This window comes from Polycladomyces subterraneus (genome assembly GCF_030433435.1).
Lineage (GTDB): Bacteria > Bacillota > Bacilli > Thermoactinomycetales > JIR-001 > Polycladomyces > Polycladomyces subterraneus.
Map to the genome: position 1 here is coordinate 51,489 of NZ_JANRHH010000019.1, position 24,571 is coordinate 76,059.

Here is a 24,571-nt window from a genome sequence, read left to right on the forward strand (position 1 = left end):
ATCAAACACGGTTCAGAGAAGCATAGGATTGCGCCATGGATCGGGTGTACATTTCTACTACATTTCCGTCTGGATCTTTGAAATAGAGCGCCCGGTATTCCGGTTCAAATTGGCCGGATGGTAACGGGAATGCCGAGCGATTGCAACTGTTCAAAGGTGCAGTCGAAATCTTCTTCCTCAATATACAGGGCAAAATGTACATGTTTGCCACCCTCATCATACAATTCAGGAGACGGCCAGGAGGTCACGGGTTGTTCCATGATCCGGCGTTCCTCTGGTGTCCACTTCCGGGGAAGCCACAATCCCAACCGTGTGTTTCCCCCGACATAAAGCCAAGTTGCCCAGACATACGGGTGTTGGCGACTCACGAATTGCTCCGCTTGGAAACCGCTCGTACCGGGCTCCCACTTCCATTGATCCACGACGGGAAACCCGAGCACTTCTGACCAGAAGTGTACGGCCCGGTCCATATCCGCCACTTCCAGTACCAATTCCGATACGCCTTTGACGGGAAGTTTCATTGGCGATCCCTCCGGAACCCTGTTATATCATGATAGGCAATGAAAGATTACCCACTTTTTATAATTGATAAACATCATTGTTTTGAAAATGCTGCTCCACATCAAAATTCCCTTCCTTCATACGGTCTGTACGACAAATTATGATAAAATTTTTAAGAATATTCAGGTAGAATGGAAATAGCCGTCAAAAAAAGGAGGGGAGTACATGAAACGTTGGGGTAAATGGCTGGGCATATGGATGGCCGTCTTGCTGGCCGTTTCCGGCATCAGCCTGCCCGCTCGGGCGGAAACGCCGTCAGCGGACCAGCGATTGGATGCGACGCTCAAACACTACGTAGCCGAACTGCAAGAAAATCCCGAGACCCGGGGGATGTTGGTTGGTTACGAGGTGGTATCACTTGACCGTAACCAAACCTTGTCGGCACTGCGGGAGCACAACACGTTTGTGCCGGGATCCACAGTGAAACTGTTGTTGGCCGCGGCGGCAGTGGATCGTTGGTCTGGGGATGCGAAGATCCCTACGGAGTTGTGGCTGGACGGAACCCTCAGCCCCGGCGGGGTCTTCCGGGGGAATGTATGGCTCAAGGGATATGGCGACCCTTCATTGGACGAAAGGCAGTTGCGAAAGCTGGCAAAAGCGCTTGCGGACCGGGGTATCCGCAAGGTGGAAGGGAATATCGGTGTTGATGACCGGTACTTCGATCGGGTGCGACTGGGCACCAGCTGGATGTGGGATGACGAACCGTATCCGATCAGCGCACAGATCGGGGCGTTATCGGTGGATCAAAATACAGTACGCGTGCAAGTGACACCAGGACACCATGCAGGACAAGCCCCTCGTGTGACGGTATCACCCGCACCAGATTATGTGCAGGTGATCAATCGGGCTCAGACGGTGGAGGGAGACCAACAGCAGCTGACCATCACACGGACTCGCGCCAAAAATGAGATCGTCGTCACCGGTACGATCGGAGAGGAACATACAGGTGTCACGGTAAGAAGAACGGTGGAAGAACCGGATTTGTTCACCGGTTGGGTGTTCAAGGAACAGATGAGCCAGGTGGGCATTCGCTTTTCTTCTGCCACCCAGGTGGTATCCGGTGAATTGCCCACCTCCGCCGAACTCGTATCACAAACGACTTCTCCGCCTGTGGACCGGTTATTACAGCGTACAATCAAGACTGGCGACAACTTTTACGCGGAAATGTTGCTCAAGCGGCTGGGGGCGACGGAAAAGGGAGTTGGCAGTGCGGAAGCAGGGATCGAAGCGATTCGAACCTTCGCCTCGCATGTGGGAGTGGACATCGACTTTCGTCAAGTGGACGGGTCCGGTTTGTCCCGTCAGGACGTGGTAGCGCCCCATCACTTGATCCAGTTGTTAACGGCGATGGACAAGCATCCAGCGCGGGAGCGATTCTGGTCGTTTTTACCCGTGGCGGGTGTGGACGGGACGCTGAAAAACCGCATGACGGGAACACCTGCGGAAAATAACGTACGGGCCAAAACCGGCGGGGAATTCGGTCTGACTGGCATCACCACGTCCCGTTCCGGGGAACGACTGGCCTTTGCCGTTTTGATCAGAGGTACCAAGGAAAAGGCGCTGTCCAAAGCGTTTCAGGATCGTATCGCGGTGGCGGCGACCACGTATCCGGATTTGCCCGATCCCGGGGAGTTGCCACCGGAGGACGCCTATTTGTTGACGGAACGGTTGAACCCGCTGTTGGATGCCGAACCCTACCGGGGAGTCGTCAGCGGGGTGATGGTGGAGTCGCTGGATCGCGGGGATGTTCTGTTTGAACGGAACGGTTCTGCCCTGCTGACGCCCGCCTCCAACGCCAAATTGTTTACCTCGTCTGCGGCGTTGGGGTTGTTGGGACCGGACGCTCGTCTGCATACACGGCTGTTTCGAACTGGCCCGATTCAGGATGGTGTGCTGAATGGGGATCTGATTCTGCAAGGGGGAGGAGACCCCACCTTGGCCACGGAAGGTGCGCTCCGTGTGCAGGATGGCCCCACGATTGAACAGATGGTGAAGGATATCCAAGCCGCGGGGATCAAGCGGATCACTGGCAGCGTGATCGTCGACACCACGGCGTTTTCGGACGATGTGTACGGTCGTGGATGGGCGTGGGACGACGAGAACGGATCCTACCAGCCGCAAATCACAGCATTGTCTGTCAACCGGGGAACCGTTCGGCTGGACTACCTGCCCGGCGGGCAAGCGGGTGATCCAATCAGGCTTAGCTTGACACCACAGACGCGCTATGTCCGTGTGATCAACACTGCCGTCACCGGTCCTGCTGGCTCTGAAAACACGCTGTCCATCTCCCGTGATCGGGGAACCAACACGATCCGGGTATCGGGCAGTTTGCCCCTGGATTTTCAGGGGGACTACACGCGTGTTCCCGTGGAAAACCCGCATTTGTATACGGGTGAAGTATTGCGCGAGCAATTGGAAAAAGCGGGCGTTGTTTTTGACCAACCTGGTTCAGCACAGGCGGGAGCGGTGCCGCAGGGGGCAGAACTGGTCCGCGATTATCCGTCTCCGTCGATGTCTGAGATCGTTCGCTATATGAACAAAAACAGCGACAATTTTTATGCTGAGATGTTGATTCGGGTACTCGGACTGTATAAAGAGGGAGCGGGCACAGCACAGGCCGGCGTGGAAGCGGTCAACACCTACCTGCGTCAGTTGGGATTGAACTTTCAGCCGGATTTGGTCGACGGTTCCGGTTTGAGCAGACAGGATCAATTGTCCGCTGAGGAGTTGGTGCAACTGTTGATGGCCGTTTCCCATTCTCCCGTCGCGGTTCCGTTCACCGATTCGCTTCCCGTGGCCGGTGTCGACGGCACATTGCAGAGTAGAATGCGCAATACTGCAGCGGCCAACAACCTGAGAGCCAAAACGGGTTCGCTGACCGATGTGAGCGCCTTGTCGGGGTATGTGCGGACCAAGGATGGGGAACGGTTGGTGTTTTCGATGATCATGAACGGATACACCGCCGGTTCGCTTCGCCAGTTGCAGGATCAGATCGGTGTGACGCTGGCCGAATTCCAACGAGGGGAGTAATGCGAGATGCGCATGCGCAAATGGTTTGTCTGTCTGTCCCTGTTCGGTTGGCTGTGGATGTCGCTGGTGCCGCAACCGGCTCGTGCGGACTCACCACCTCGGGAATTTCGCGCATTTTGGGTGGATGCGTTTCATGACGGATTCAAAACGCCTGCACAAGTGGACAAGCTGATCGCTGACGTGCAGAAGTCACATGCGAACGCGGTCATCGTGCAGGTGCGTAGGCGAGGAGATGCGTATTTCAACAAAGCGCTGGAACCCCGTACCGAAGATCCCGCGTTGCAACCGGGGTTCGACGCATTGGCCTACCTAATCGAAAAGGCACATCAAGCCCGGCCGCGGATCGAAGTACATGCCTGGTTGGCCACCTTGCCGATCTGGAATTCAGCCACTCCGCCCAAGTCGCCCCAACACGTGTTCAACACACATGGTCCCTCGGCCCAAGGGCGGGACTATTGGCTGATGAACCGGGTTGACGGGGTCAACCGGGATGGTGCCAACTATGTGTTGGACCCGGGACACCCGGACGCGTTGGATTACACCGTGGAACAATATCTCAACGTCGTCCGCCAATACGACGTGGACGGCATTCATCTGGACCTAGTGCGATATATGGGTCCGGAGTGGGGTTACAATCCCGTCAGCGTGGAGCGGTTCCAACAACAGACGGGAACCTCGGGCTTGCCCGATCCGCAGGACGAACGGTGGAAAGCGTGGCGCCGCGAACAAGTCACCTTTTTGATGCGCAAAGTCTATTTGAAAGCGATCGCCATCCGTCCCGACATCAAGGTGTCCGCCGCGGTGATCGCCTGGGGGGCAGGACCCTCTACTCCTGAAGCATACCGGCAATCCGCCCCTTATACACAGGTGATGCAGGATTGGGACGGTTGGTTGCAAAAGGGATTTATCGACATGGCCATCCCCATGAACTATGACCGGGAACACGTAGATTCGCAAAAATTATGGTATGATCAATGGATTGAGTGGGAAAAGGATCACCAGTATGGTCGGCAGATCGTGATCGGTCCGGGTGTATATCTCAATGCCATCTCCGGGTCGTTGGCGCAGATCAAACGGGCGCAAATGCCTTCAGCCAATGGCAATCGCGCCGCAGGGGTCAGTTTGTACAGCTATGCGGAAACCAACAAGGACAGCTTGCCCAACGACACATTATACACGTCGTTGTCGCAACCCAATTCGTACGGAGAGCCGGTGTTTGCCGAACAGGCGGAGATTCCGGACATGCCGTGGAAATCCCGCCCCACCAAAGGATATTTGATGGGAAACGTAACGGATGCCAAGGGACAACCGGTAGACGGTGTGACGGTGGAGATCAAGGGGCAAGGCTTGAACCGTTATGAAAGCAAGACTGACGGGAGCGGATTTTTCGGTCTGTCTGACTTGCCTCCTGGTTATTATCTGGTGAAGGTGGATGGCGCGGTGCCGAAACTGGTCAAAGTGAAAGCTGGCCGGGTGACGGAGACGGATTTGCAGATGAAAAAGTGAAAGGGGAATGGCAGCCCTCCGACCGGAGGGCTGCCTCTCTTCTTCTTCAAATGGACTCAACAAGCTCGATGGGAGTTTCTCCTCACCCCGAAAGTTATCCTACAACATGCCCAATGTGGCCCATTCGATCTAGTTTTAAACAGTAACAATCACTACTATTTCCAACGGTTGATGATCGTTACATTTCCTCAAATTGATAGAAGGGATTTTTTGCAAAATAACGAATGAACCTATGACCCGCACATAAACCTCATAGAAACGGACAAAGGGGGATTGGGGATGTGGCTATCTGATGCTCCCAATCGTTTGTACGGTTCAGCGGATTGGGAACGGCGGTTTTCCCATCCGGAGCGCTCCGCTGAGGAACCGCGGGACGAGTTCGAAAGGGATTACGGTCGTATCGTACACAGTGCGGCCTTTCGGCGAATGCAATCCAAAACGCAGGTGATCGGGACCGGGGTGAGCGATTTTCCCCGCACCCGGTTGACACATTCGATGGAAGTGGCGCAGATTGCCCGTGGGATCGCCATTGCGCTCAACCGACACTCCCCCTTGTTGCAGCCGGACCGGAAGATTGATACCTCGCTGATTGAAGCGGCGGCGCTGGCTCACGATTTGGGTCATCCCCCGTTTGGCCATCAGGGAGAGCGTGCGTTGGATGCCTGCATGCGGGAACACGGCGGTTTCGAAAGCAACGCTCATACGTTTCGCCTTTTGACCCGACTGGAAGGGAAGCCGCCGGAAGGATTGAACGTGACCCGGGCGCTGCTGTTATCCATTTTGAAATATCCCATTGTATACGATGATGCCTGCAATCCGCAGGCAACCTCTTTCCCGCCCAAAGCGGGCCTGTTTGCGGAGGATCGGGAAGCGTTCGAGTGGGTTCTGCGTCCGTTCAACGATGACGACCTCGCTCATTTCCTGCAAATGGAGCATTCCGACGAGAATCGCCATGCACGAACGCTCAACAGGACGCTGGAATGCTCCATCATCGAAATCGCCGATGATATCGCTTATGCGACACACGATTTGGAGGACGCGCTCAATTTGCGGATGGTGGACGTGGAGCCGATCCGCCAACTGATCGAACGGGATCAATTGCACGAAGCCTACCCGGGATTGAAAAAAGCAGTGGACTTGCTGCGGGATTTTCGCTCCCGGGACGATGATTTCAAATCGAAGTTGAAGCATATGTTTGCCTATTTAATCGATGCATTCGTCCGTCACGTCCAACTGCGACAGGTGCCGGGCGTCACGTCCGACCGTTTGCGATGGACCGCTGATCTGCCTGACGAATTGCGGAGATTGTGCGCTGACCTCAAAAATCTCGTCAAAGAGGAAGTGATCGATTCCGACACGGTGCAAACAGTGGAATGGAAAGGACAATACATCGTTCGCAAATTGTATGAAGCGTTTTTGCAGGAACCCAAACTACTCCCCAAAAAGGACCGCCAACTGGCCGAAGAAGGGAAGAAGGAACGCGTCGTATGTGATCACATCGCGGGTATGACCGATTCCTACGCGTGGAAGACCTATGCCAAATTGTACGGGATCAGTCAGCGCTTTTTTGACTGAATGGCCCCTCATCGGGGATGAGGCTATTGACAAAGTCGCGGGTTCCGATTCCCCATCTCGTAGCAATAGCTAGAGTCGCGCGACGGGAAACGGCACACCCGGGAATCACGAGGAAACGATGTTGTCATCACACTCTCCCCCTGTTTGGGGCTTTTGTTTTGCGTATCGCGTTTTCATTGGAAGGTGATAGGAAAAGATGATCGCATGAGTGTCGGAGGTGAAATGCATTGTACCAGCGTTTTGCATTGATCTTGACGGTTGGTCTGTTGACGGCGGCCGTCGGTGCTTGGACGGTGACACAGTGGCAGGGAAAAACGGTGAACGGAGAAACCTGGATTTTGCAGGGCACGTTGAGATACTTGGACTTAGAAGGCGGTTGCTGGGTGCTGGAGGATGACACAGGGAAACGATTTCAGCTGGTTGGATTGCCCCCCTCACTGTTGCAAAACGGTGTTCGCTTGCGACTGGAAGTAAAAAAAGCGGAGCGCATGATGGGGAAATGTCAGACAGGGGAATTTGTCCGTGTATTGCGCGTACTTCAGGTTCAAGCGTCCCAAAACTCAACTGTCACGGACAAAAATCGACGGCGAAATCTCCCTCATTTCACCCGTGGGAGAAGTGGGGAGAATGTGGTACAATCGTCTTAAATCACTTTTCGAACCGGCAAAAGCCGTTCATGATTACCATATCGACAGAATCTGGAGTATGGCAAGAAAAAACAGATAGAATCCAAAAATATCTGAAAACTGTTCGGGTATCAGACAAATTCCCTGGATCACTGAAAATGACAGCAAAGCTTGTCGGATTCTTGATTGTGGGGGGTGAGGAGAAAATGGATACCCAGCGGGAGACCCGGCCGCAGGAATTGGGAGACATATTGCCCTTTATCGACAAAAGTGTACGGGAGTTATACCGGTTTGAGCCGGGGCAGGATCCCGCGCCGATCCGGTTGTTACTGGGGAGAGTCCAGCAAGTGCAGGAAACCCTGCATCGACGGAATTTAACCAAACGCTACCCCCAGTTGCACGAAGTGGTTTGCTTCCTTTACTTGTGTTGCTTCAGTGTCGTTCATCTTGGTGGTGAGTCGTTTCACACTTACCGGGAGGAAGTGAAATTGCGCTATAAGGGATTACTGCGGAGCCTCTACTTCTTTTTCCGTCGCCCGCGCGTCACGAAAAAATGTATGAACCAATATTGAACATCCACCATGGTCAATGGCCGTGGTTTTTGTTTGAATGGAGAAAAAGGGGGAACAAAGGATGCGCATTTCATTGGTACAAATGGATATCGCGTGGGGTGACCCGAAAATAAACCGGCAACAGGCGGAAGAATGGATTCGTCGGGCGGCGGAACGGGAGCAGGCAGATGTGGTCGTACTGCCAGAGATGTGGAACACAGGTTATGCGTTGGATCGTTTGGAAGATTGTGCTGATCGGGGCGAGCTGGTGGAATGGATGGCGTCGACGGCAGCGCGATACCATGTTCATTTGGTGGGAGGATCAATCGCCGAAAAAAAAGCGGACCGTTTTTGGAACACCGCTTACATTTTCGACCGGAATGGTAAACAAGTGTCCCGGTATTCCAAGGTGCATTTGTTCCGGTTGATGGATGAGGAAAAATATTTGCATGCGGGGGATCAGCGGGTTTCATTTTCCCTTGAATCACACCGCGCGGGCGTGATGATCTGCTATGACATCCGTTTTCCCGAATTGGCACGTTCCTTGGCGTTGGACGGAGCGGATATCTTGTTCATTCCTGCCGAGTGGCCGCTTCCGCGCCTGACACACTGGCGGCTGATGAACCAGGCGCGCGCCGTAGAGAATCAGTTGTACGTCGTGGCATGCAACCGGGTGGGTGTCGGCGGTCGGGATGTGTTTGGCGGGCACTCCATGGTGGTCGATCCCTGGGGAGATATCCTGGTCGAAGGCGGGGAAGAGGAAGAGTTGCTGACGGTGGAGATCGATCTCGCTGAAGTGACGCGCATCCGGCGGAAGATTCCGGTGTTTGAAGATCGTATGCCCGACGTGTACCGGATCTTGGGGAGAGATCAGGACGGAGATGCAGAATCCTGACCGCCCCATGTTGGACAGGCGGTGTGGGTTTCCGGCTGGGGAGTGTCTGGTCATTCCGGAGGTGGCACATGTTTTTCTCGGGAGAGCGTGCCCAAGCCATGCCGAGCGAAGACCCGGGAAGCGCAGGAACATAGGATCGGGTAATTTCCTTTAAGCGAATCGTAATTTGACCGGTCTGCGCTCCAGGTCTGAAGCAACCAGGATCTGCTTCCATGAGGGCACGGGTGGAGCAAGACGGGAAAGCCGTGAGGATCGTACTCACCAGACAAGCCTATTTTCAGGTCCGGAGAGGGATTTTTTCAACGAGTGATTGGATGGATTGTGGGTAGCCTATGATTGACAGAATGGGGTCCATTCGGTATGATGATCATCGTATCCTTAACCGTAAATACCTACCTGACAACTAGGTTTTGAGGGAGCGATCGGAAAATGAAGCGTTGGAGCTTGATCCTGATCACGGTATTATCGATGATCCTGCTTGCCGCGTGCGGCCAAGTGAAGATCGTCGATCAATCCTCAAGCACGGATCATCTGTTGGATCAAATCAAAAAGCGGGGCACGATCCGCTTTGGAACGGAAGGAACCTACAAACCTTTCAGCTATCATGATGAGAAAACGAAGCAACTGGTCGGCTTCGATATCGACGTGGCCAAGGAAGTGGCCAAACGCTTGGGCGTAAAAGCACAGTTCGTAGAAGGTCCTTGGGACACGTTACTCAGCAGCCTCAGCGTGGGTCGCTTCGATTCGGTGGCCAACCAGGTCGGGGTCAAGCCGGAGCGAATGAAAAAATTCGACTTCTCCAAGCCGTACACCGTATCCTATGCAGTGTTGGTGGTGCACAAGGATAACAAGGACATTCACGGACTGGCGGATATCAAAGGAAAACGCGCCGGTCAAACTCCGACCAGCAACTACGGACAGATGGCCAAAAAAGCGGGTGCCAATCTCGTATCATATGAGGATATGATGACCGCGATGCGCGATGTGGCCGCCAAGCGGGTGGACGTCAGCATCAACGACCGACTGGCCGTAGCTGAAATGATGAAAACGGTGAAGCTGCCGGTCAAAGTGATTCCGATCCCGGAAGAAAAAGGGGTTTCCGCTTTCCCGGTGCCGAAGGGGAATAAAGACCTGGTGGCGGCGATCAACCGCGCATTGGACGATATGCGCAAAGACGGAACGTTGGTGAAGATTTCGGAGAAATGGTTTGGTCAGGACATCACGAAGTGAGGGATGGGCGGCTCTTTTATCGGAGCCGCTTTCTCCTTTGAACGGACATCTTTGGTGTATCTGGTGAATACTGCCCACTTGTCTTTCCCAGCTCACCAGACACACCCTCCATACTTTCAGATGAAGCAACCGGAAAGGTGGGACAACCGTGAGTGGATGGTGGGAACACATCCAATGGGAAAATATCTTTGATGTCCAATCGGCGATCGAATCGGCACCGTTTGTATTGAAAGGGATCACATACACCATTTCTATCAGTTTCGTCACCATGGCGATTGGATTGGTGTTGGGACTCATCACCGCGATGGCCCGTATGTCGGACAACGTCCTGCTCAGATGGCCGGCTCGTGCCTACATCTCGGTAATCCGTGGCACGCCGTTGTTGGTGCAACTGCTCATTTTGTACGTCGGTTTGCCTGTGATCGGTATTTCCCTAACCGCAATTGCTGCTGGGGTGATCGGCTTATCGCTCAACGTGGGCGGATATTCGGCCGAAACGATTCGCGGTGCCATTCTCTCCATTCCCAAAGGGCAATGGGAGGCGGCACAATCTCTCAACATGACGTATTGGCAAACGATGCGGCGCATTATCATCCCGCAGGCGACGCGCGTGGCATTGCCGTCGCTGGCCAATACGTTCCTCAGTTTGGTCAAGGACACGTCGCTGTTGTCGGTTGTCACTGTGCCGGAGATGATGTATCAGGCGAAAATCGTCGGCGGCCAGACCTATGATTACATGACCGCCTACATTCTGGTGGCCATCATTTATTGGATCATTTGCACGGTACTCAATGTTTTGCAGGATTGGCTTGAAAAACGGTACAGCCGTTTTGCGGCGTGAGAGGAGGGGCGGACATGATTCGCATTCGTGGTTTGAGGAAACAATTCGGAGAAACAGAAGTGTTGCGCGGGATCGATCTGGACGTGAATGAAGGCGAAGTCGTCTGTGTGATCGGTCCGAGCGGATCGGGGAAATCGACGCTGCTTCGGTGCATTAATCTGTTGGAAACGCCCACTGCCGGTACGCTCGCCGTCGCCGGTAAAGAACTATCGTTCGGACAGGGGAAAGTGAAGGAAAAGGACGTTCGCACCCTACGCAGCAAAACGGGGATGGTCTTCCAAAGCTTCAACTTGTTCCCTCACAAAACGGTGCTGGAAAATGTGATCGAAGGTCCGGTTGTGGTGAAAAAGGCGGACAAACGCGCCGCCATCGAGAAAGCGGAATCGCTGCTGAAAAAAGTGGGGTTGTTGGAGAAACGGGACGAATATCCGACGCGTCTCTCCGGGGGACAACAGCAACGGGTGGCGATTGCCAGAGCGTTGGCGATGGAGCCGGAAGTGCTGTTGTTTGATGAGCCCACCTCTGCTCTAGACCCCGAACTGGTGGGAGAAGTGCTGAAAACAATGAAGGAACTGGCACAGGAAAATCAGACGATGGTCATCGTCACCCACGAGATGAATTTCGCCAAAAACGTGGCCGACCGGGTGCTATTCATGGATGCAGGCCAAATCGTGGAGCAAGGAACACCGCAGGCGCTGTTCACCGAACCGAAAGAGGAGCGGACCCGGCAGTTTCTGGCCAAGATGCTGGCGGATCCGACGGTGTGACGATTTTCCCAAGTAGTTTAGCCCTGTCCGTTGACAGGGCTTTTTTTATGAAATTCCGTCATTTGCTCCATCATGCCATCAACTTCTAACGCCGGATCGCTGATGAAGAGAATGTTGACCTATTCCTCCTTATTTGCAAACCCACCCATGTTTAAGATGAAATCGATTTTGCTTCGGCCAGCTTTTCTGACACCTCATTTTGATACGTTTCAGAAGTCCAGTAGACTGAGATGAGCGTGACCAGACACATAAAGATCAAATAAACAGCCACTGTCCAAGGTTTACCACCCGCCCAGGCCATGAGTGAAGTGGCGATGAGCGGGGCGAGCCCTCCGGCAAATACCGATGCCAACTGATAACCAATGGAGATTCCACTATAGCGTACTCGTGTGCCAAACAGTTCAGAGAGGAAAGCAGCTTGCGGACCATACATCGCTGCATGACCAAGCGCCAGCGCGATGATGATTGCCAGCCAAGTAAAAAAGGTACTTTTCGTGTCAAGCAGCCAAAAGAAGGGGAAAGCAAATAATGCAGTAAACGCGGCTCCACCCATGTATACCGGACGACGACCGATACGGTCTGACAGAGCGCCAAACAGCGGCACAGCGATAAACTCTAGAGCGGTAGCAATGGTAACTCCATTTAACGCCATGCTTTTGGGCATTCCCAATTGTTCAGTCGTATAGGTAAGAACAAATACACTAAAGATATAGAATGTTCCGTTCTCGGCAAAACGCGCACCCATCGCCTGCAGCACCTGTTTCGGATGCGCTTTCAACACTTCCAAGATTGGTAGACGGGCTTCTGTTTGCGTCTCCTTTACTTTTTGGAAGGCGGGTGTTTCCATTACACGCAAGCGAATAAACAGACCTACCCCGATGAGAAGAAAACTGACCAAGAAGGGGATTCGCCACCCCCATGTTAAAAATTGCTTCTCCGGCAGAGACGAAAACATGGTGAATACAGCGGTCGAGAGCAACAGCCCTCCCGGTACTCCCATCTGTGTCCAACTTCCATAAAAACCTCTTTTCCCTTTTGGCGCGTGCTCTACGGACATCAAGGCAGCCCCTCCCCATTCTCCTCCTACGCCGATCCCTTGCAGCAAGCGCAAGACGATGAGCAGAATGGGTGCCCAAATGCCGATGCTTTCATAAGTGGGCAACAGCCCGATCAAAGCGGTGGCGATCCCCATGATCATCAGGGTGATGATGAGCATGGACTTACGGCCAATTTTATCGCCGTAATGACCAAAAATGATTCCTCCAAATGGCCGCGCGACAAAGCCCAGCGTAAAAGTCGCAAAAGCTTGCAGCGTCCCAATCAGCGGATCAGACTCTGGAAAGAAGAGTTGAGGAAAGACAAGAGCTGCTGCTGTTCCATATAAAAAGAAGTCATACCACTCGATAGCCGTACCGATGAAACTGGATAGAGCTGATTTGACGACTTCGCTGTTTTTCTGAGCCATCTCAGTTCACCTCTATTTCATTCTGTTTTTACCTAATATTTACAAAATTATAATCATAACAGTAATGATACAACTCGACGATTTCCGCATGTGTTGGAATGCGTGGATTCATTCCCGGACTCCCGCTTTCCAAGGCATCGGCAGCCATTTTATCGACTACTCGTTCAAATTCGGTCCGATCGATGCCCTGTTGTTTCATATTGGGAATGTCAAGATCCAGGCAGAGTTGCTTAATCATGGAGACAACAGCATCAGCCGCTTCAACATCAGAAACCGATTTCAAATCTTCGGAAAAAACGCGCCCAATACATGCCAATCGCTCGATGCACGCCTCTTTGCTGAACTCTAACACAGCCGGCAGTAGCATCGCATTGGAAATGCCATGAGGAACGTGAAAAATGGCTCCGATCGGACGGGACATTCCATGAACCAGGCAAACGGAAGCATTTGAAAAAGCCATACCTGCTTGCATCGCAGCTAAAGCCATATTTTCTCTGGCCACAATATGATCTCCATTTTCATAAACTGTTCTTATATTCTGACTAATTAACCGAATCGCGGACAAGGCCAACGTATCCGTGAGGGGTTGAGCCCGTCGGGACAGATACGCCTCAATCGCATGACATAATGCGTCGATTCCGGTGGCAGCGGTAACATGGGGCGGTGATGAAAGGGTTAAGATGGGATCGACAATTGCTACAGCGGGAATAAATGCGGGATGTTTGATCATCATCTTTACATCATTTGTGGTGTTGGTGATCACGGTCACACTGGTCACTTCTGATCCTGTCCCGGCTGTCGTTGGGACGGCAATCAATGGGATTGGTTGGTGGGCAATCTCTTTTTTCCCCCCGATGTAATCACCGATATACCCACCGTTTACCGCGACGATCGAGACTGCTTTGGCTGCGTCCAGACAACTCCCTCCACCAATGGCGATGAGGAGATCACAGTTTTCTTTTTGAAAAAGTTCCAGCGCTGTGGCGACATGTTGATCGGTAGGTTCTGAATTGACACCCAGGTAAGAAACGGAAGCAACTCCAGCCTGGTCGAGTAATTGCTCACACCGTCTGATATAATCGAGCTTTTCCATGATCCTATCGCTGACGATCAGTGCTTTGCTCCCTAAATTTGCAGCGTGAACACCTACTTGCGAAAAAGAATCACGGCCATAAAGAACAACAGACGGTATGCGAAACTCGTTTATCATCTTCCTCCCCCCTCTACTTGGACGTGCATACATCATACATATGTCAATCAATGACGCTAGATTCGTTTCCGTCCAAACATTTTATCCCCAGAATGCATCAACTTAATAGAATTATTCGAATATAATACTAAGTCACAATATTATGTTTCGTCAAGGAGAAACTTGATCAAGTAGAGAAGGGAACCGTCTCCCCACGGTTCCCTCTATTATACTTTCCTTAACTCCCCCCATCCAGATAAAACAACCCCGCATTCACCACCGACACTTCTACGCGCGGGTGGTACTGCCACACTGCCTCTCCAATCCGTTGTTTCTTTTCCGCCCGGGTTTCGTCGCTGAGGCGCATGTGATCCGGGTAGTAGAGGTCCAGCTGATCCAGTTCCTGTTCCAGTTGTTCGTAGGCCTCATAAGCCCAGGTGCGATCCTGTTCTTCGATGTGCTTTTGCAGGGTGAATTCCAGTTCGCCTACGCCTTCGGCGATGCCGAATTGCGGTTGGATGACGTGCCGATTGGCGGGCAGTTTGGACGACCAGTGTTTGTGTTGGAGACGTTCGTAAAACGAGGTCACCACTTCTCCGCTGTGCAGATTGATGCCCAGGTCGACAATCTCGTCCTTTTTCCGGTCGCAGACATAGGAGACGAGAAAGTTGACGCCCAACCACGGCACGTACGGCCGGGAGAGCAATGGGTGCGGAGCGGCGGTGGTTGGTGATTCGAACAGACGAACGAAACGCCCCCGTTTTTGGGCGGATTCCAACAGCAGGGCAAAGCGGGGCGAACCGAAGTTCATCAGTTCACCGCTCAGGTCGGGTGAAGCCGCTTGCGGATCGAAGATCAGCGTGAGGATGGCAGGGTTGGCGGGCAGGCCCATCCGCTCCACATACATCCAGTAAAACGGACGGTTCATGATGTCTTTGTCCGCCTCAACTGACAGTTGCACCTGCAGGTGGGCTGGACTTCTCTCGATGATGCTGCATTCCTGGGACAAAAAGTAGCGTTCAGCGAAGTTGCGCACTTGTTGTGGATTCATGGTCTGAATCCTCCCGTTGCCGTAGTGTCCGGTCACCGGAGTGGCTGCGGGCTTGATGGATGCTGTCTCCGATTTGGCCGAACCGTTCGCGGATTTCCCGGTCATCTTTCGCTTCTATCACAATCTGCATCAGGTTTTGTTCCATCGAGTCCTTCAGGTCCAGCCGCTCCAGGATCGTTTCCAGATCACCGATCACCGACTGGAACATGTCGATTTTCTCATGCAGCAGCCAGATAATATGCTCTTCGATTGTATCTTCCGTCGCGAAATTGTAAATGTGCACATCGTGGGTTTGTCCCAGCCGGTGAACACGTCCGATCCGCTGTTCAACGCGCATCGGGTTCCACGGCATGTCGTAGTTGATGATGTGATGGCAGAACTGCAGGTTGATCCCTTCGCCACCCGCTTCGGTGGCCACCATCACCTGGGCGCGTTTTTGAAACAGTTCCATCATCCAGTCCTTCTTGTTGCGCTGAAATCCACCGCGGTACGGGATGGCGGAAATCCCTTTCTCAGCCAGGGCGCGCATGATCATCTCCTGGGTGGCACGGTATTCGGTGAAAATGATCCACTTCTCATCGCTGTTCGACAGCATTTCCACCACTTTTCTCACTTTGGACTGTTCCTTGACGGCGCGGAGCAGGTCGATCAGGTGCTGCACTTCCGGTGAAACGGTTTCCCGTCCTTTTTCTCCCCGCTGGAACAGCTTGAACAACGTGAGAAACACCGCATCCCGACTGCTGCACACTTCCCGTTGTAAAACGAGCAAGGAGAGCAGGGTCTTCAGATTTCCACGGCCTTCCCGGTAGCGATCGCGGACGAAACGAGTGACCCCTTCGTATAAGGCTCGCTCCTCCGGAGAGAGCTGGATGGGAACGGTGTAGACGTGCCGCCGGGTGAAGGACAGATTGCTGTCGCTCCGTTTGTTGCGGATCATCACCCGATGGATTTCCTCGCGAAGGTGTTCCGGGTTTTTTGCTCTGCGTTTGCTCGCCATGTGTTCGGTTTGAAACGTGGATTGACGGCCGAGGTGCCCCGGTTTGAGCAGCGTGACTAAGTTGTACAGCTCATCCAACTGGTTTTGCACCGGTGTGGCCGTGAGCAACAGGCAATATTTCTTTTGCAGGTCGTTGATGAATTGCCAGTTTTTCGTCCGTCGGTTTTTCAATTTGTGTGCTTCGTCGACGATCAGCATGTCATAGCGGTGAGACTGTACGATGCTCCGGTGCGGATCGCGTTTGGCGGTATCGATGGAGGCAACCAGGATGTCGTATTTCTCCCACATCCACTCTTTCTTTTGTGCCATCGCTGGAATCTGAAACTTCTGGTTCAACTCTCGCGTCCACTGAAGGACGAGAGAGGACGGTACTAAGATGAGAACTTTTTTGACCAATCCGCGCAAGAGATACTCTTTGAGGATCAAACCGGCTTCGATCGTTTTCCCCAAGCCGACTTCGTCGGCCAAGATTGCTCGTCCACGCATCTCGCCGATTACGCGGCGGGCCGTTTCGATCTGATGAGGGAGCGGTTCAAACCCGTGCAGGTGCTGAAGGCACTGCAACGCGTCAAAATGTGGAACGACTTTCGCTTGAGTGGCTTCCAATGCCAACCGGAACTGGTCCCACGTGCTCCAATCGGCGTCTTTCTCGATATGTCGCATCAATTCGACCAACCACTTGCGATCCATGCGAATGGGTAACGACACCGCGAAATCCTCCTCGTCCGCTTCCAAGTGTTTGCCAGATTTTAGTATGAGCGAATGAGGAAAAAAGTATGTAGCAATGGTTCCCCAAACTGAGGTCGATGGAAGTTTTGGGCGTATCCGGAAGTGAGTGCGGGGGATGTCTTCCGAACGATGGCTTGGGATACTAGGATACTGAATGGAGGAGGGAGACTGTATTCGAGGAATAGTGGTCATCTTAGCTCATAAAAGAGTGACCATTTTCCGGCGAGCTTATGAGCTGCGAAACGGGAGCGTGGGAAAATGGTTCACCCCGGCACGCTCCCATCTCAATCCGTCCCGCCATCTGTAGCGGAAGAGCCGAACATGATGTCCTGCAACCATTGCGGAACACCGACGCGTCGGGCGTAGCGGAGGCGAATCTCGTCATATTGTTTGGTGTTGGGCAATTGGGCGAACAATTCGTGGCTGGGTCCACCCCACGCATCATTGGTATTCACTTCCAACAGCCACCATTGCCCGTCCACGTCTACTCCCAAATCCAGTCCCACTTCCTCAAACTGATCAACCGTATCCAGCGACCGGCACACCCAATCGGCGATCTCTTGAAAAGATTGTTGGGGGTCTTCCTCAATTCCCGATGCCTGTAACACTTGTTCCGTCGGGATCACCTCGCCTCCGGAGATCGCCACATTGGAAACGATGCCTCCACTCCCGGCCACGCGCACCAAATCGCCGGCGTACACCCAACGGTTGTCGGTATCGCGTTGGAGGTGGACTCGGATGTCAAACGGACGGTTCTGGTAGGTTCGGAGCGGGGCGGCCTGTTGGGCGATATAGGTGTCGGATTTCGAGTGGGAGGAGGAGAAGCTCGGCCAGAAACGGAGCCAATCGGGGAACAGGAGCCGTTCTCCCGTTTCTTGCCGGGTCCAGTGAATATTGTTTGCCTGTTGTTCCACCAGACTGATCCGTCTACCACCGAATCCGGCGGCGGGTTTGATATAGACCCGCTCGTATCGTTGGAGCAAACAACGCAGGGAAGTCTCGTCCAACAGGTGAGTTTCCGGCAGATGGCAGGGGGCGTCGCGTTGTTCCGATAGTAACAGGTGCATGCCCCATTTGTTGAGAAAACGTCGTTCGGGGTCCCATCCCGCCGGCTTCATTTCCCATCTCCCCCACGGATGTGATGGGCGGAATGCTGAGTGTAGGATTTGACGTCAACGAGATGGTTTTTTTCATCCACCAAAACGATAAGGTGCTGAAACCGTTCCAAATCTGATTCGGTGTAGAAGCCGATACTGAGGATGATCACGAGGTCTCCCACTCGGAACAAATGGGCGGGTGGACCGTTGACGCAGATCTCTCCGCTTCCGAAGGGAGCGGGGATGGCGTAAGTCTGCCACGTCTGGGCGGAGCGGAGACCGTTGATCTGCACCATTTCAAACGGGCGGATCGAAGCGGCTTCCATCAATTGTTCATCAATAGTGATGCTCCCGACATAGTCGAGATTTGCCTCCGTTACCCTTGCCCGATGAATTTTTCCTTTGCACGTCATATGCAGCATATATCATCCGTCCTTAGGTGTTAATGGGATAATGTATGATGAAATGGGAAAAAGGTTTAGAAAATGGGCCGGGAAACCCGTTCCGCATTTTCAGCAGTTTCAAATCGTTTCGCCATTAGCAAGAGAAGTGTGTATAATGGAACATGGAATACGTCATGGAAGCGATTATGCCCCGAATTTTCTTGTGAAAAGTGTCGATTCTGTTCGGGATTTATGGCACAATGAGAAAGAGAATTGCTGTTTACAGGGCAGATCAGCCCTGATAAGGGAACATTTTCCCGATTGAAGGCAGATAAGCTGTTTACACCCCATCGTTCGACAATTGGATATGACAAAGCGGTTGAAGGCGGGAGGAGAGACCACGCTTTGAAACGTGGCGCCGAAGGAGCAAGCCCATCACACAGGGTGAATCTCTCAGGCAAAAGGAGGCCCGCTGGACGCGACTCTGGAGAGTGCTCACCCCAGAGTGAGCCACCCAAGGGGCAATCCCGCTCCCATGCGGGATGAACTCTCAGGTTTCCGGACAGAGTGGAACGCACCGATTCAGGCGATCCCTCTGTCTTTTTGTTTGAAAAGATGGAATGTGTGGCAAACTGTGGTGGAAATCGTGCGGAGGTGGAGAGGTTGTCGGAATTGAAGCGTACCCCTTTATATGACGTGTACAAAGATAAAGCGAAGCTGGTTCCCTTCGCCGGGTGGGAGATGCCGGTACAATTTTCAGGTATCAAAGCGGAGCACGAATCTGTACGGACGCGCGCGGGGTTGTTCGACGTCTCTCATATGGGAGAAGTGGAGATCAGTGGTCCTGATGCATTGGCGCTGGTGCAGAAGCTGACGACCAACGACGCTTCCAAATTGCAAGTGGGACAGGCGCAATACTCGTTGATGTGCTACCCGGACGGCGGTACAGTGGATGATTTGCTCGTGTACAGGGGAGAAGACTCGTTCATGTTGGTCATCAATGCCGCCAATATCGAAAAGGATCTGGAATGGATCGAGAAGCACGCTGAAGGGGAAGTTACGGTACGGGACATTTCCCGGGAAACGGCCCAGTTGGCGCTGCAGGGGCCGCTCGCCGAGCAGATCCTGCAAAAGTTGACCCGAACCGATCTCTCTTCTATCGGATTCTTCCGTTTCCAGCACGATGTTGATCTCGACGGGACGATTGCGCTCGTGTCCCGCTCCGGATATACCGGAGAAGACGGCTTCGAAATCTACCTGAGTCCGGACGATGCGCCCGCGCTGTGGAACAAAATCCTGGAAGCGGGTGCGGAAGAAGGGGTAGTACCGTGCGGATTGGGCGCCCGGGACACGCTGCGTCTGGAGGCGCGTCTCCCGCTGTACGGACATGAGCTGTCTGCCAGCATCTCCCCGTTGGAAGCCGGGCTGGGATTCGCTGTGAAGCTGGATAAAGGCGATTTTATCGGACGGGATGCTCTGATCAAACAAAAAGAAGAGGGTGTGCCGCGTAAATTGGTCGGTCTGGAGATGATCGGACGGGGGATCGCTCGTGCGCATTATCCGGTGTATGTGGGTGAGGAGGAAGTGGGTGAAGTCACTTCCGGCACGCAATCGCCCACGTTGGGCAAAAACGTGGCGCTCGCTTTGATCGACTCCCGGCATGTGGAGATGGGGAACCGCGTGCATGTGGATGTGCGAGGCAAACGGGTGGAAGCTGCAATCGTGCCCACACCCTTTTACAAAAGACCGAAAAAATAAGCTGATGGCAACAGGGGGATGGAGTGGATGAAGTTTCGTTACTTGCCAATGACCGAACAAGATCGCCGGGAGATGATGGCGACACTCGGCATCGATTCGGTGGAGGAGCTTTTCGCGGATATTCCCGAGTCCGTCCGTTTCCGTGGGCGGCTCAACATTCCCGAAGCGATGGCGGAACCCGATTTGGTACGGCACATGAACCGCCTGGCCGGGAAAAACGCCTCGTTTGACCAGTATGTTTGCTTTCTGGGAGCGGGGGCGTATGAGCACCATATTCCCAGCGTGGTGAATCACGTGATCTCCCGCTCGGAATTTTACACCGCGTACACCCCGTATCAGCCGGAGATCAGCCAGGGGGAACTCCAGGCCATTTTCGAATTTCAGACGATGATCTGTGAACTGACCGGGATGGAAGTAGCCAACTCCTCGATGTATGACGGACCGACCGCATTGGCGGAGGCGGCAGGTGTGGCGATGGCGACCACGCGCAAACGGAAGGTGGTGGTTTCCCGTGCCGTCCACCCTGAAGCGCGCGCCATATTGTCCACCTATGCCAAAGGAATCGGGCTGACGGTGGTGGAAGCCCCCTGCACCGACGGCGTGACCGATTCCGCCCGGCTGGAGGAGCTGGTAGATGCCGACACAGCCGCCGTCATCGTGCAAACGCCCAACTTTTTCGGCAACCTGGAAGATCTGGGTGTCATCGAGCCGATTGCTCATCGGCACAAAGGCATGCTGGTCGTCAGTGCCAATCCGATCGCGCTCGGCGTACTGAAACCACCGGGGGCTTACGGGGCAGACATCGTCGTCGGCGATGCACAACCGATGGGAATCGCTGTGCAGTTCGGCGGTCCGCACTGCGGTTATTTTGCCACGACCAAAGCGTTGATGCGTCGGATCCCGGGCCGCATTGTGGGGCAAACGGTAGATGAAGAGGGCAAACGCGGGTTCGTGCTCACCCTGCAGGCGCGGGAACAGCATATCCGCCGGGAAAAAGCCACCTCTAACATTTGTTCCAACCAGGCGCTCAATGCATTGGCTGCCGCTGTCTACATGTCGGCGATGGGCAAACAGGGTATCCAGGAAGTAGCGCGGTTGAACGTACAAAAAGCGCATTACGCCTGGCAGCGTCTCGCGCAGATTCCGGGGGTGGAGCCGCTGTTCGATCGCCCGTTCTTCAATGAATTTGCGCTGAAATTGCCGAAACCTGTCGGGGAAGTGAACCGGCGACTTCTGGAGGAAGGCATCATCGGCGGTTACGATCTGGGTCGCGATTATGTCGAATTGGCGGATGCCATGCTGTTGGCGGTGACAGAAATGCGGACCAAAGAGGAGATCGACCGGTTGGCAGAGGTAATGGAGGGGATCGTGCGATGAACAAGGAAAAGGCGCTGATTTTCGAGATGAGCCAACCTGGGCGGGTGGCGTACAGCCTGCCGGAATCCGATGTGCCGGAAATCCCGTTGGAAGAGGCGATTCCGACAGAAATGCTCCGCGAAACTCCGGCCGAATTGCCGGAGGTGTCTGAGCTGGATCTGATCCGGCACTACACCGAGTTGTCCCGTCGCAACTACGGGGTGGACAATGGATTTTATCCGCTCGGTTCCTGCACGATGAAATACAATCCCAAAGTGAATGAAGATATGGCCCGTCTTCCCGGCTTTGCCAAGATCCATCCGTACCAGCCGGATGAGACGGTGCAGGGTGCGTTGCAGTTACTGTACGAACTTCAGCGGGATCTGGCAGAAATCACGGGTATGGATCAGGTGACCCTCCAGTCCGCGGCGGGGGCACAAGGTGAATGGACCGGTCTGATGATGATCCGGGCCTACCATGAAAGCCGTGGTGAATCCCAGCGGAACAAAGTGATCGTGCCCGACTCCGCGCACGGCACCAACCCGGCCAGCGCAACGGTCGCCGGATTTGAAACGATCACGGTGAAATCCAACGAAAAAGGGCATGTAGACGTGGAAGCCCTCAAACAAGTGGTGGGAGAAGACACCGCGGCCTTGATGCTGACCAACCCCAACACGTTGGGACTGTTTGAGGAGCAGATCCGGGAGATTGCCGACATCGTCCACGAGGCGGGCGGCCTGCTTTACTACGACGGGGCCAACGCCAACGCCATTCTCGGTATCGCCCGTCCGGGGGATATGGGCTTCGACGTGGTACACCTCAACCTGCACAAAACATTCACCACTCCGCATGGAGGCGGTGGTCCGGGGGCAGGGCCGGTCGGCGTGAAGAAAGAGCTGATCCCGTTCCTGCCGACACCGATTGTGGAAAAAGGGGAAAACGGCTACTACCTGAAAGAGGACCTGCCCCACTCCATCGGTCGGGTCAAAGGGTTCCACGGTAACTTCGGCATTCTGGTGCGCGCCTACACGTACATCCGCACGATGGGGCCGGACGGATTGCGTCAGGTATCCGAAAACGCAGTGCTCAATGCCAACTACGTCATGCGCCGTCTGGAGCCGTACTATGATCTGCCGTACCCGCAACACTGCAAGCACGAGTTCGTTCTCTCCGGCAAACGACAGAAAAAACTGGGCGTGCGTACGTTGGATATCGCCAAACGGTTGTTGGACTACGGTTTCCATCCGCCGACCATCTACTTCCCGCTCATCGTGGATGAATGTCTGATGATCGAACCGACGGAAACGGAAAGCAAAGAAACACTGGACAGTTTCATTGACGCGATGATCCAAATCGCGCAGGAAGTCGAAAACCATCCCGAAGTGGTGCAGGAAGCGCCACACCACACGATTGTCAAACGCCTGGACGAGGTCACTGCTGCGCGCAAACCGATTTTGCGCTGGTAAAAACCACAGGAAGTGAAATCATAAAAAACCGGGAAAAGCGGGTATTCGATTTTGTTTGGATAAAACGCATGCTTCCTTCAAGAGGGGGCGTGCGTTTTTTCAGTGGAAAGATTGAGACGGTTTCTTCTCTAAGCAGAAGATCATTCCCTCAACACGGGGGATTTTTTGTATCATGATAGAGAGATTTAATAGAGAAAGGGTTCAGTTATGAGCAAACTGAAAGAAGCCAGAACGGCAGCAGGATTGTCACAAAAAGTATTGGCAGAGAAATCGGGACTCAGTGTAAATGTTATCCGCTCACTGGAACAGGGAAAAAAAGAGTGGACACGGGAACTGGCCGAAAAATTGGCTCCACATCTGGGCGTGTCGGTCGATACGCTGATGCGGTCGGGGAAAAAAGTGGACTCCTCCAAATCCAAGAAAAAACAAACGAAATCATCTTCTGTGCAAACCACACCCAAGAAACGAACGAGAAAGAAAAGCAAGCGAGAGACAGCCTCCTCTTTGATTCGGATGGCCAAGGAGCTGGTCGCGATGGTGGATGAAGCTTTGATCCCGGAGCCGTATCATCACGAAGTGCTGAAAATGGCGTACCGAATGAGCAACATCGGAACGGAGATGCAGGGGAAAGAAGAGTGAACACGATCGGACGAAATTTCCGAAAAGTGGGATGACGTCAAAAGTCTTGGCGGTCGGGGATTCCCCGGCCACGTTTTCGATTGTGGGATGAAAATGAAACGTTACTCGTCCATCTAAATCCGTGTCTTAAGAGTCGATCGAGTAAGGCGGAATATAAGGGCCATCTATAGATCACAACGAACGGCGATTTCCTTTCCACCGGAAGCTTCCATTTGTGAAACCGTATCATCAATGGTACCCGGCAGTCAAGTGTGGTTCTTCCTTTCACGCTTCGTCCGGTGAGAGAAACCGTTGTCCCCGCTTTTGCCAATTCTAAAGCAATCCCACGGCCTGCTCCTCTGCTTCCACCTGTGACCAGCGCAAGCGTCTCATGCTCTGACTATCCTTTCATAGATAAATATGGCGCTGATCTTCCATTTCCGGAAGAAACAGCGCCAATCTGATTTACCCTTCATCCCATCTGTTTCCATGCAGCAAGAAACACGCATACCCACCCGGCCAGGAAGGCAACACCGCCGATCGGCGTGATGGCGCCCAGCTTGGTCACATTGGTGAGCACCATGGCGTAGAGACTTCCGGAAAAGAGCACAATCCCCGCCAAGATCAGCCAGCCCGCTGCAGTGATCAGTCCGCTGCCGCCGAAGCGATCCGCCAACAAGCCGATGGCGACGAGTGCCAAACCGTGTACGATGTGATAGTGCGCACCGGTTCGCCAAATTTCCATCATCCGTTCCGAAACCTTACCTTCGAGACCGTGTGCGCCGAACGCACCCAACGCGATGCTCAAAAACATGTTCAAACTGCCCAACAACAGAAACACACGCATGTATGATCGCTCCTATCTTCTGTTTAAGATGTT

At 53.6% G+C, this 24,571-nt stretch carries 21 protein-coding genes and 1 riboswitch; of the genes, 13 read left to right on the forward strand and 8 right to left on the reverse strand.

All coding sequences use genetic code 11. The features are described from left to right. Positions 1–104 precede the first annotated feature (104 nt). On the reverse strand, positions 105–521 hold the full coding sequence (locus tag NWF35_RS04010) for a VOC family protein (RefSeq protein WP_301237785.1): 417 nt from the start codon (positions 519–521) through the stop codon (positions 105–107). Positions 522–726: 205 nt separating this feature from the next. Here NWF35_RS04010 and dacB point away from each other — a divergent pair, with 205 nt between their 5' ends. From dacB to NWF35_RS04055, 9 genes are all read left to right on the forward strand, one after another. Beyond that, positions 727–3,591 (forward strand): D-alanyl-D-alanine carboxypeptidase/D-alanyl-D-alanine endopeptidase, encoded by a 2,865-nt coding sequence (gene dacB / locus NWF35_RS04015; RefSeq protein WP_301237786.1) that lies wholly within the window; start codon positions 727–729, stop codon positions 3,589–3,591. A gap of 6 nt (positions 3,592–3,597) precedes the next feature. Next, entirely contained in the window at positions 3,598–5,097 is a 1,500-nt protein-coding gene (locus tag NWF35_RS04020; protein ID WP_301237787.1) for a family 10 glycosylhydrolase, read from the forward strand. Between the two features lie 279 nt (positions 5,098–5,376). Next, positions 5,377–6,672: an anti-phage deoxyguanosine triphosphatase gene (locus tag NWF35_RS04025; RefSeq protein WP_301237788.1), complete on the forward strand. Its 1,296-nt coding sequence runs from the start codon at positions 5,377–5,379 to the stop codon at positions 6,670–6,672. A gap of 227 nt (positions 6,673–6,899) precedes the next feature. After that, positions 6,900–7,319, forward strand: a complete 420-nt coding sequence (locus NWF35_RS04030; RefSeq protein ID WP_301237789.1) for a hypothetical protein — start codon at positions 6,900–6,902, stop codon at positions 7,317–7,319. 185 nt (positions 7,320–7,504) lie between these two features. Continuing rightward, positions 7,505–7,870: a hypothetical protein gene (locus NWF35_RS04035; protein ID WP_301237790.1), complete on the forward strand. Its 366-nt coding sequence runs from the start codon at positions 7,505–7,507 to the stop codon at positions 7,868–7,870. Positions 7,871–7,931: 61 nt separating this feature from the next. After that, a complete protein-coding gene (locus tag NWF35_RS04040; RefSeq protein WP_301237791.1) occupies positions 7,932–8,744 on the forward strand; it encodes a carbon-nitrogen family hydrolase in 813 nt (270 codons plus the stop codon). Between the two features lie 429 nt (positions 8,745–9,173). Next, positions 9,174–9,974, forward strand: coding sequence for a transporter substrate-binding domain-containing protein (locus NWF35_RS04045; protein ID WP_301237792.1), 801 nt, complete (start codon positions 9,174–9,176; stop codon positions 9,972–9,974). Positions 9,975–10,122: 148 nt separating this feature from the next. After that, positions 10,123–10,815 carry an amino acid ABC transporter permease gene (locus NWF35_RS04050; protein ID WP_301237793.1) on the forward strand — a complete coding sequence of 231 codons (693 nt, stop codon included), beginning with the start codon at positions 10,123–10,125 and terminating at the stop codon, positions 10,813–10,815. A 14-nt stretch (positions 10,816–10,829) separates the two neighbouring features. Then, positions 10,830–11,582, forward strand: a complete 753-nt coding sequence (locus NWF35_RS04055) for an amino acid ABC transporter ATP-binding protein (RefSeq protein ID WP_301237794.1) — start codon at positions 10,830–10,832, stop codon at positions 11,580–11,582. Between the two features lie 151 nt (positions 11,583–11,733). Here the strand turns inward: NWF35_RS04055 and NWF35_RS04060 are convergent, their stop codons facing one another. From NWF35_RS04060 to panD, 6 genes are all read right to left on the reverse strand, one after another. After that, positions 11,734–13,047, reverse strand: coding sequence for an MFS transporter (locus NWF35_RS04060; RefSeq protein WP_301237795.1), 1,314 nt, complete (start codon positions 13,045–13,047; stop codon positions 11,734–11,736). 28 nt (positions 13,048–13,075) lie between these two features. Beyond that, complete coding sequence (locus NWF35_RS04065; protein WP_435873828.1) at positions 13,076–14,257, reverse strand: iron-containing alcohol dehydrogenase; 1,182 nt, start codon at positions 14,255–14,257, stop codon at positions 13,076–13,078. Positions 14,258–14,474: 217 nt separating this feature from the next. Then, positions 14,475–15,287 (reverse strand): YqhG family protein, encoded by an 813-nt coding sequence (locus NWF35_RS04070; protein WP_301237796.1) that lies wholly within the window; start codon positions 15,285–15,287, stop codon positions 14,475–14,477. Then, complete coding sequence (locus tag NWF35_RS04075) at positions 15,256–16,974, reverse strand: DEAD/DEAH box helicase (RefSeq protein ID WP_435873831.1); 1,719 nt, start codon at positions 16,972–16,974, stop codon at positions 15,256–15,258. The genes NWF35_RS04070 and NWF35_RS04075 overlap by 32 nt, the downstream gene beginning before the upstream one ends. Before the next feature lie 323 nt (positions 16,975–17,297). Then, positions 17,298–18,131: a YheC/YheD family protein gene (locus NWF35_RS04080; RefSeq protein WP_301237797.1), complete on the reverse strand. Its 834-nt coding sequence runs from the start codon at positions 18,129–18,131 to the stop codon at positions 17,298–17,300. After that, positions 18,128–18,532: an aspartate 1-decarboxylase gene (panD, locus tag NWF35_RS04085; RefSeq protein WP_301237798.1), complete on the reverse strand. Its 405-nt coding sequence runs from the start codon at positions 18,530–18,532 to the stop codon at positions 18,128–18,130. Before panD ends, NWF35_RS04080 begins: the two co-directional genes overlap by 4 nt. A gap of 340 nt (positions 18,533–18,872) precedes the next feature. Next, positions 18,873–18,972, forward strand: a riboswitch (glycine riboswitch). Between the two features lie 184 nt (positions 18,973–19,156). Here panD and gcvT point away from each other — a divergent pair. From gcvT to NWF35_RS04105, 4 genes are all read left to right on the forward strand, one after another. Further along, a complete protein-coding gene (gcvT, locus tag NWF35_RS04090; protein WP_301237799.1) occupies positions 19,157–20,251 on the forward strand; it encodes a glycine cleavage system aminomethyltransferase GcvT in 1,095 nt (364 codons plus the stop codon). Positions 20,252–20,278: 27 nt separating this feature from the next. After that, positions 20,279–21,628, forward strand: a complete 1,350-nt coding sequence (gcvPA, locus tag NWF35_RS04095; protein ID WP_301237800.1) for an aminomethyl-transferring glycine dehydrogenase subunit GcvPA — start codon at positions 20,279–20,281, stop codon at positions 21,626–21,628. Beyond that, positions 21,625–23,073 (forward strand): aminomethyl-transferring glycine dehydrogenase subunit GcvPB, encoded by a 1,449-nt coding sequence (gene gcvPB / locus NWF35_RS04100; RefSeq protein ID WP_301237801.1) that lies wholly within the window; start codon positions 21,625–21,627, stop codon positions 23,071–23,073. The genes gcvPA and gcvPB overlap by 4 nt, the downstream gene beginning before the upstream one ends. A gap of 207 nt (positions 23,074–23,280) precedes the next feature. Continuing rightward, entirely contained in the window at positions 23,281–23,712 is a 432-nt protein-coding gene (locus NWF35_RS04105; protein WP_301237802.1) for a helix-turn-helix domain-containing protein, read from the forward strand. Between the two features lie 451 nt (positions 23,713–24,163). Here the strand turns inward: NWF35_RS04105 and NWF35_RS04110 are convergent, their stop codons facing one another. Further along, positions 24,164–24,538: a DUF423 domain-containing protein gene (locus tag NWF35_RS04110; RefSeq protein WP_301237803.1), complete on the reverse strand. Its 375-nt coding sequence runs from the start codon at positions 24,536–24,538 to the stop codon at positions 24,164–24,166. Positions 24,539–24,571 lie beyond the last annotated feature (33 nt).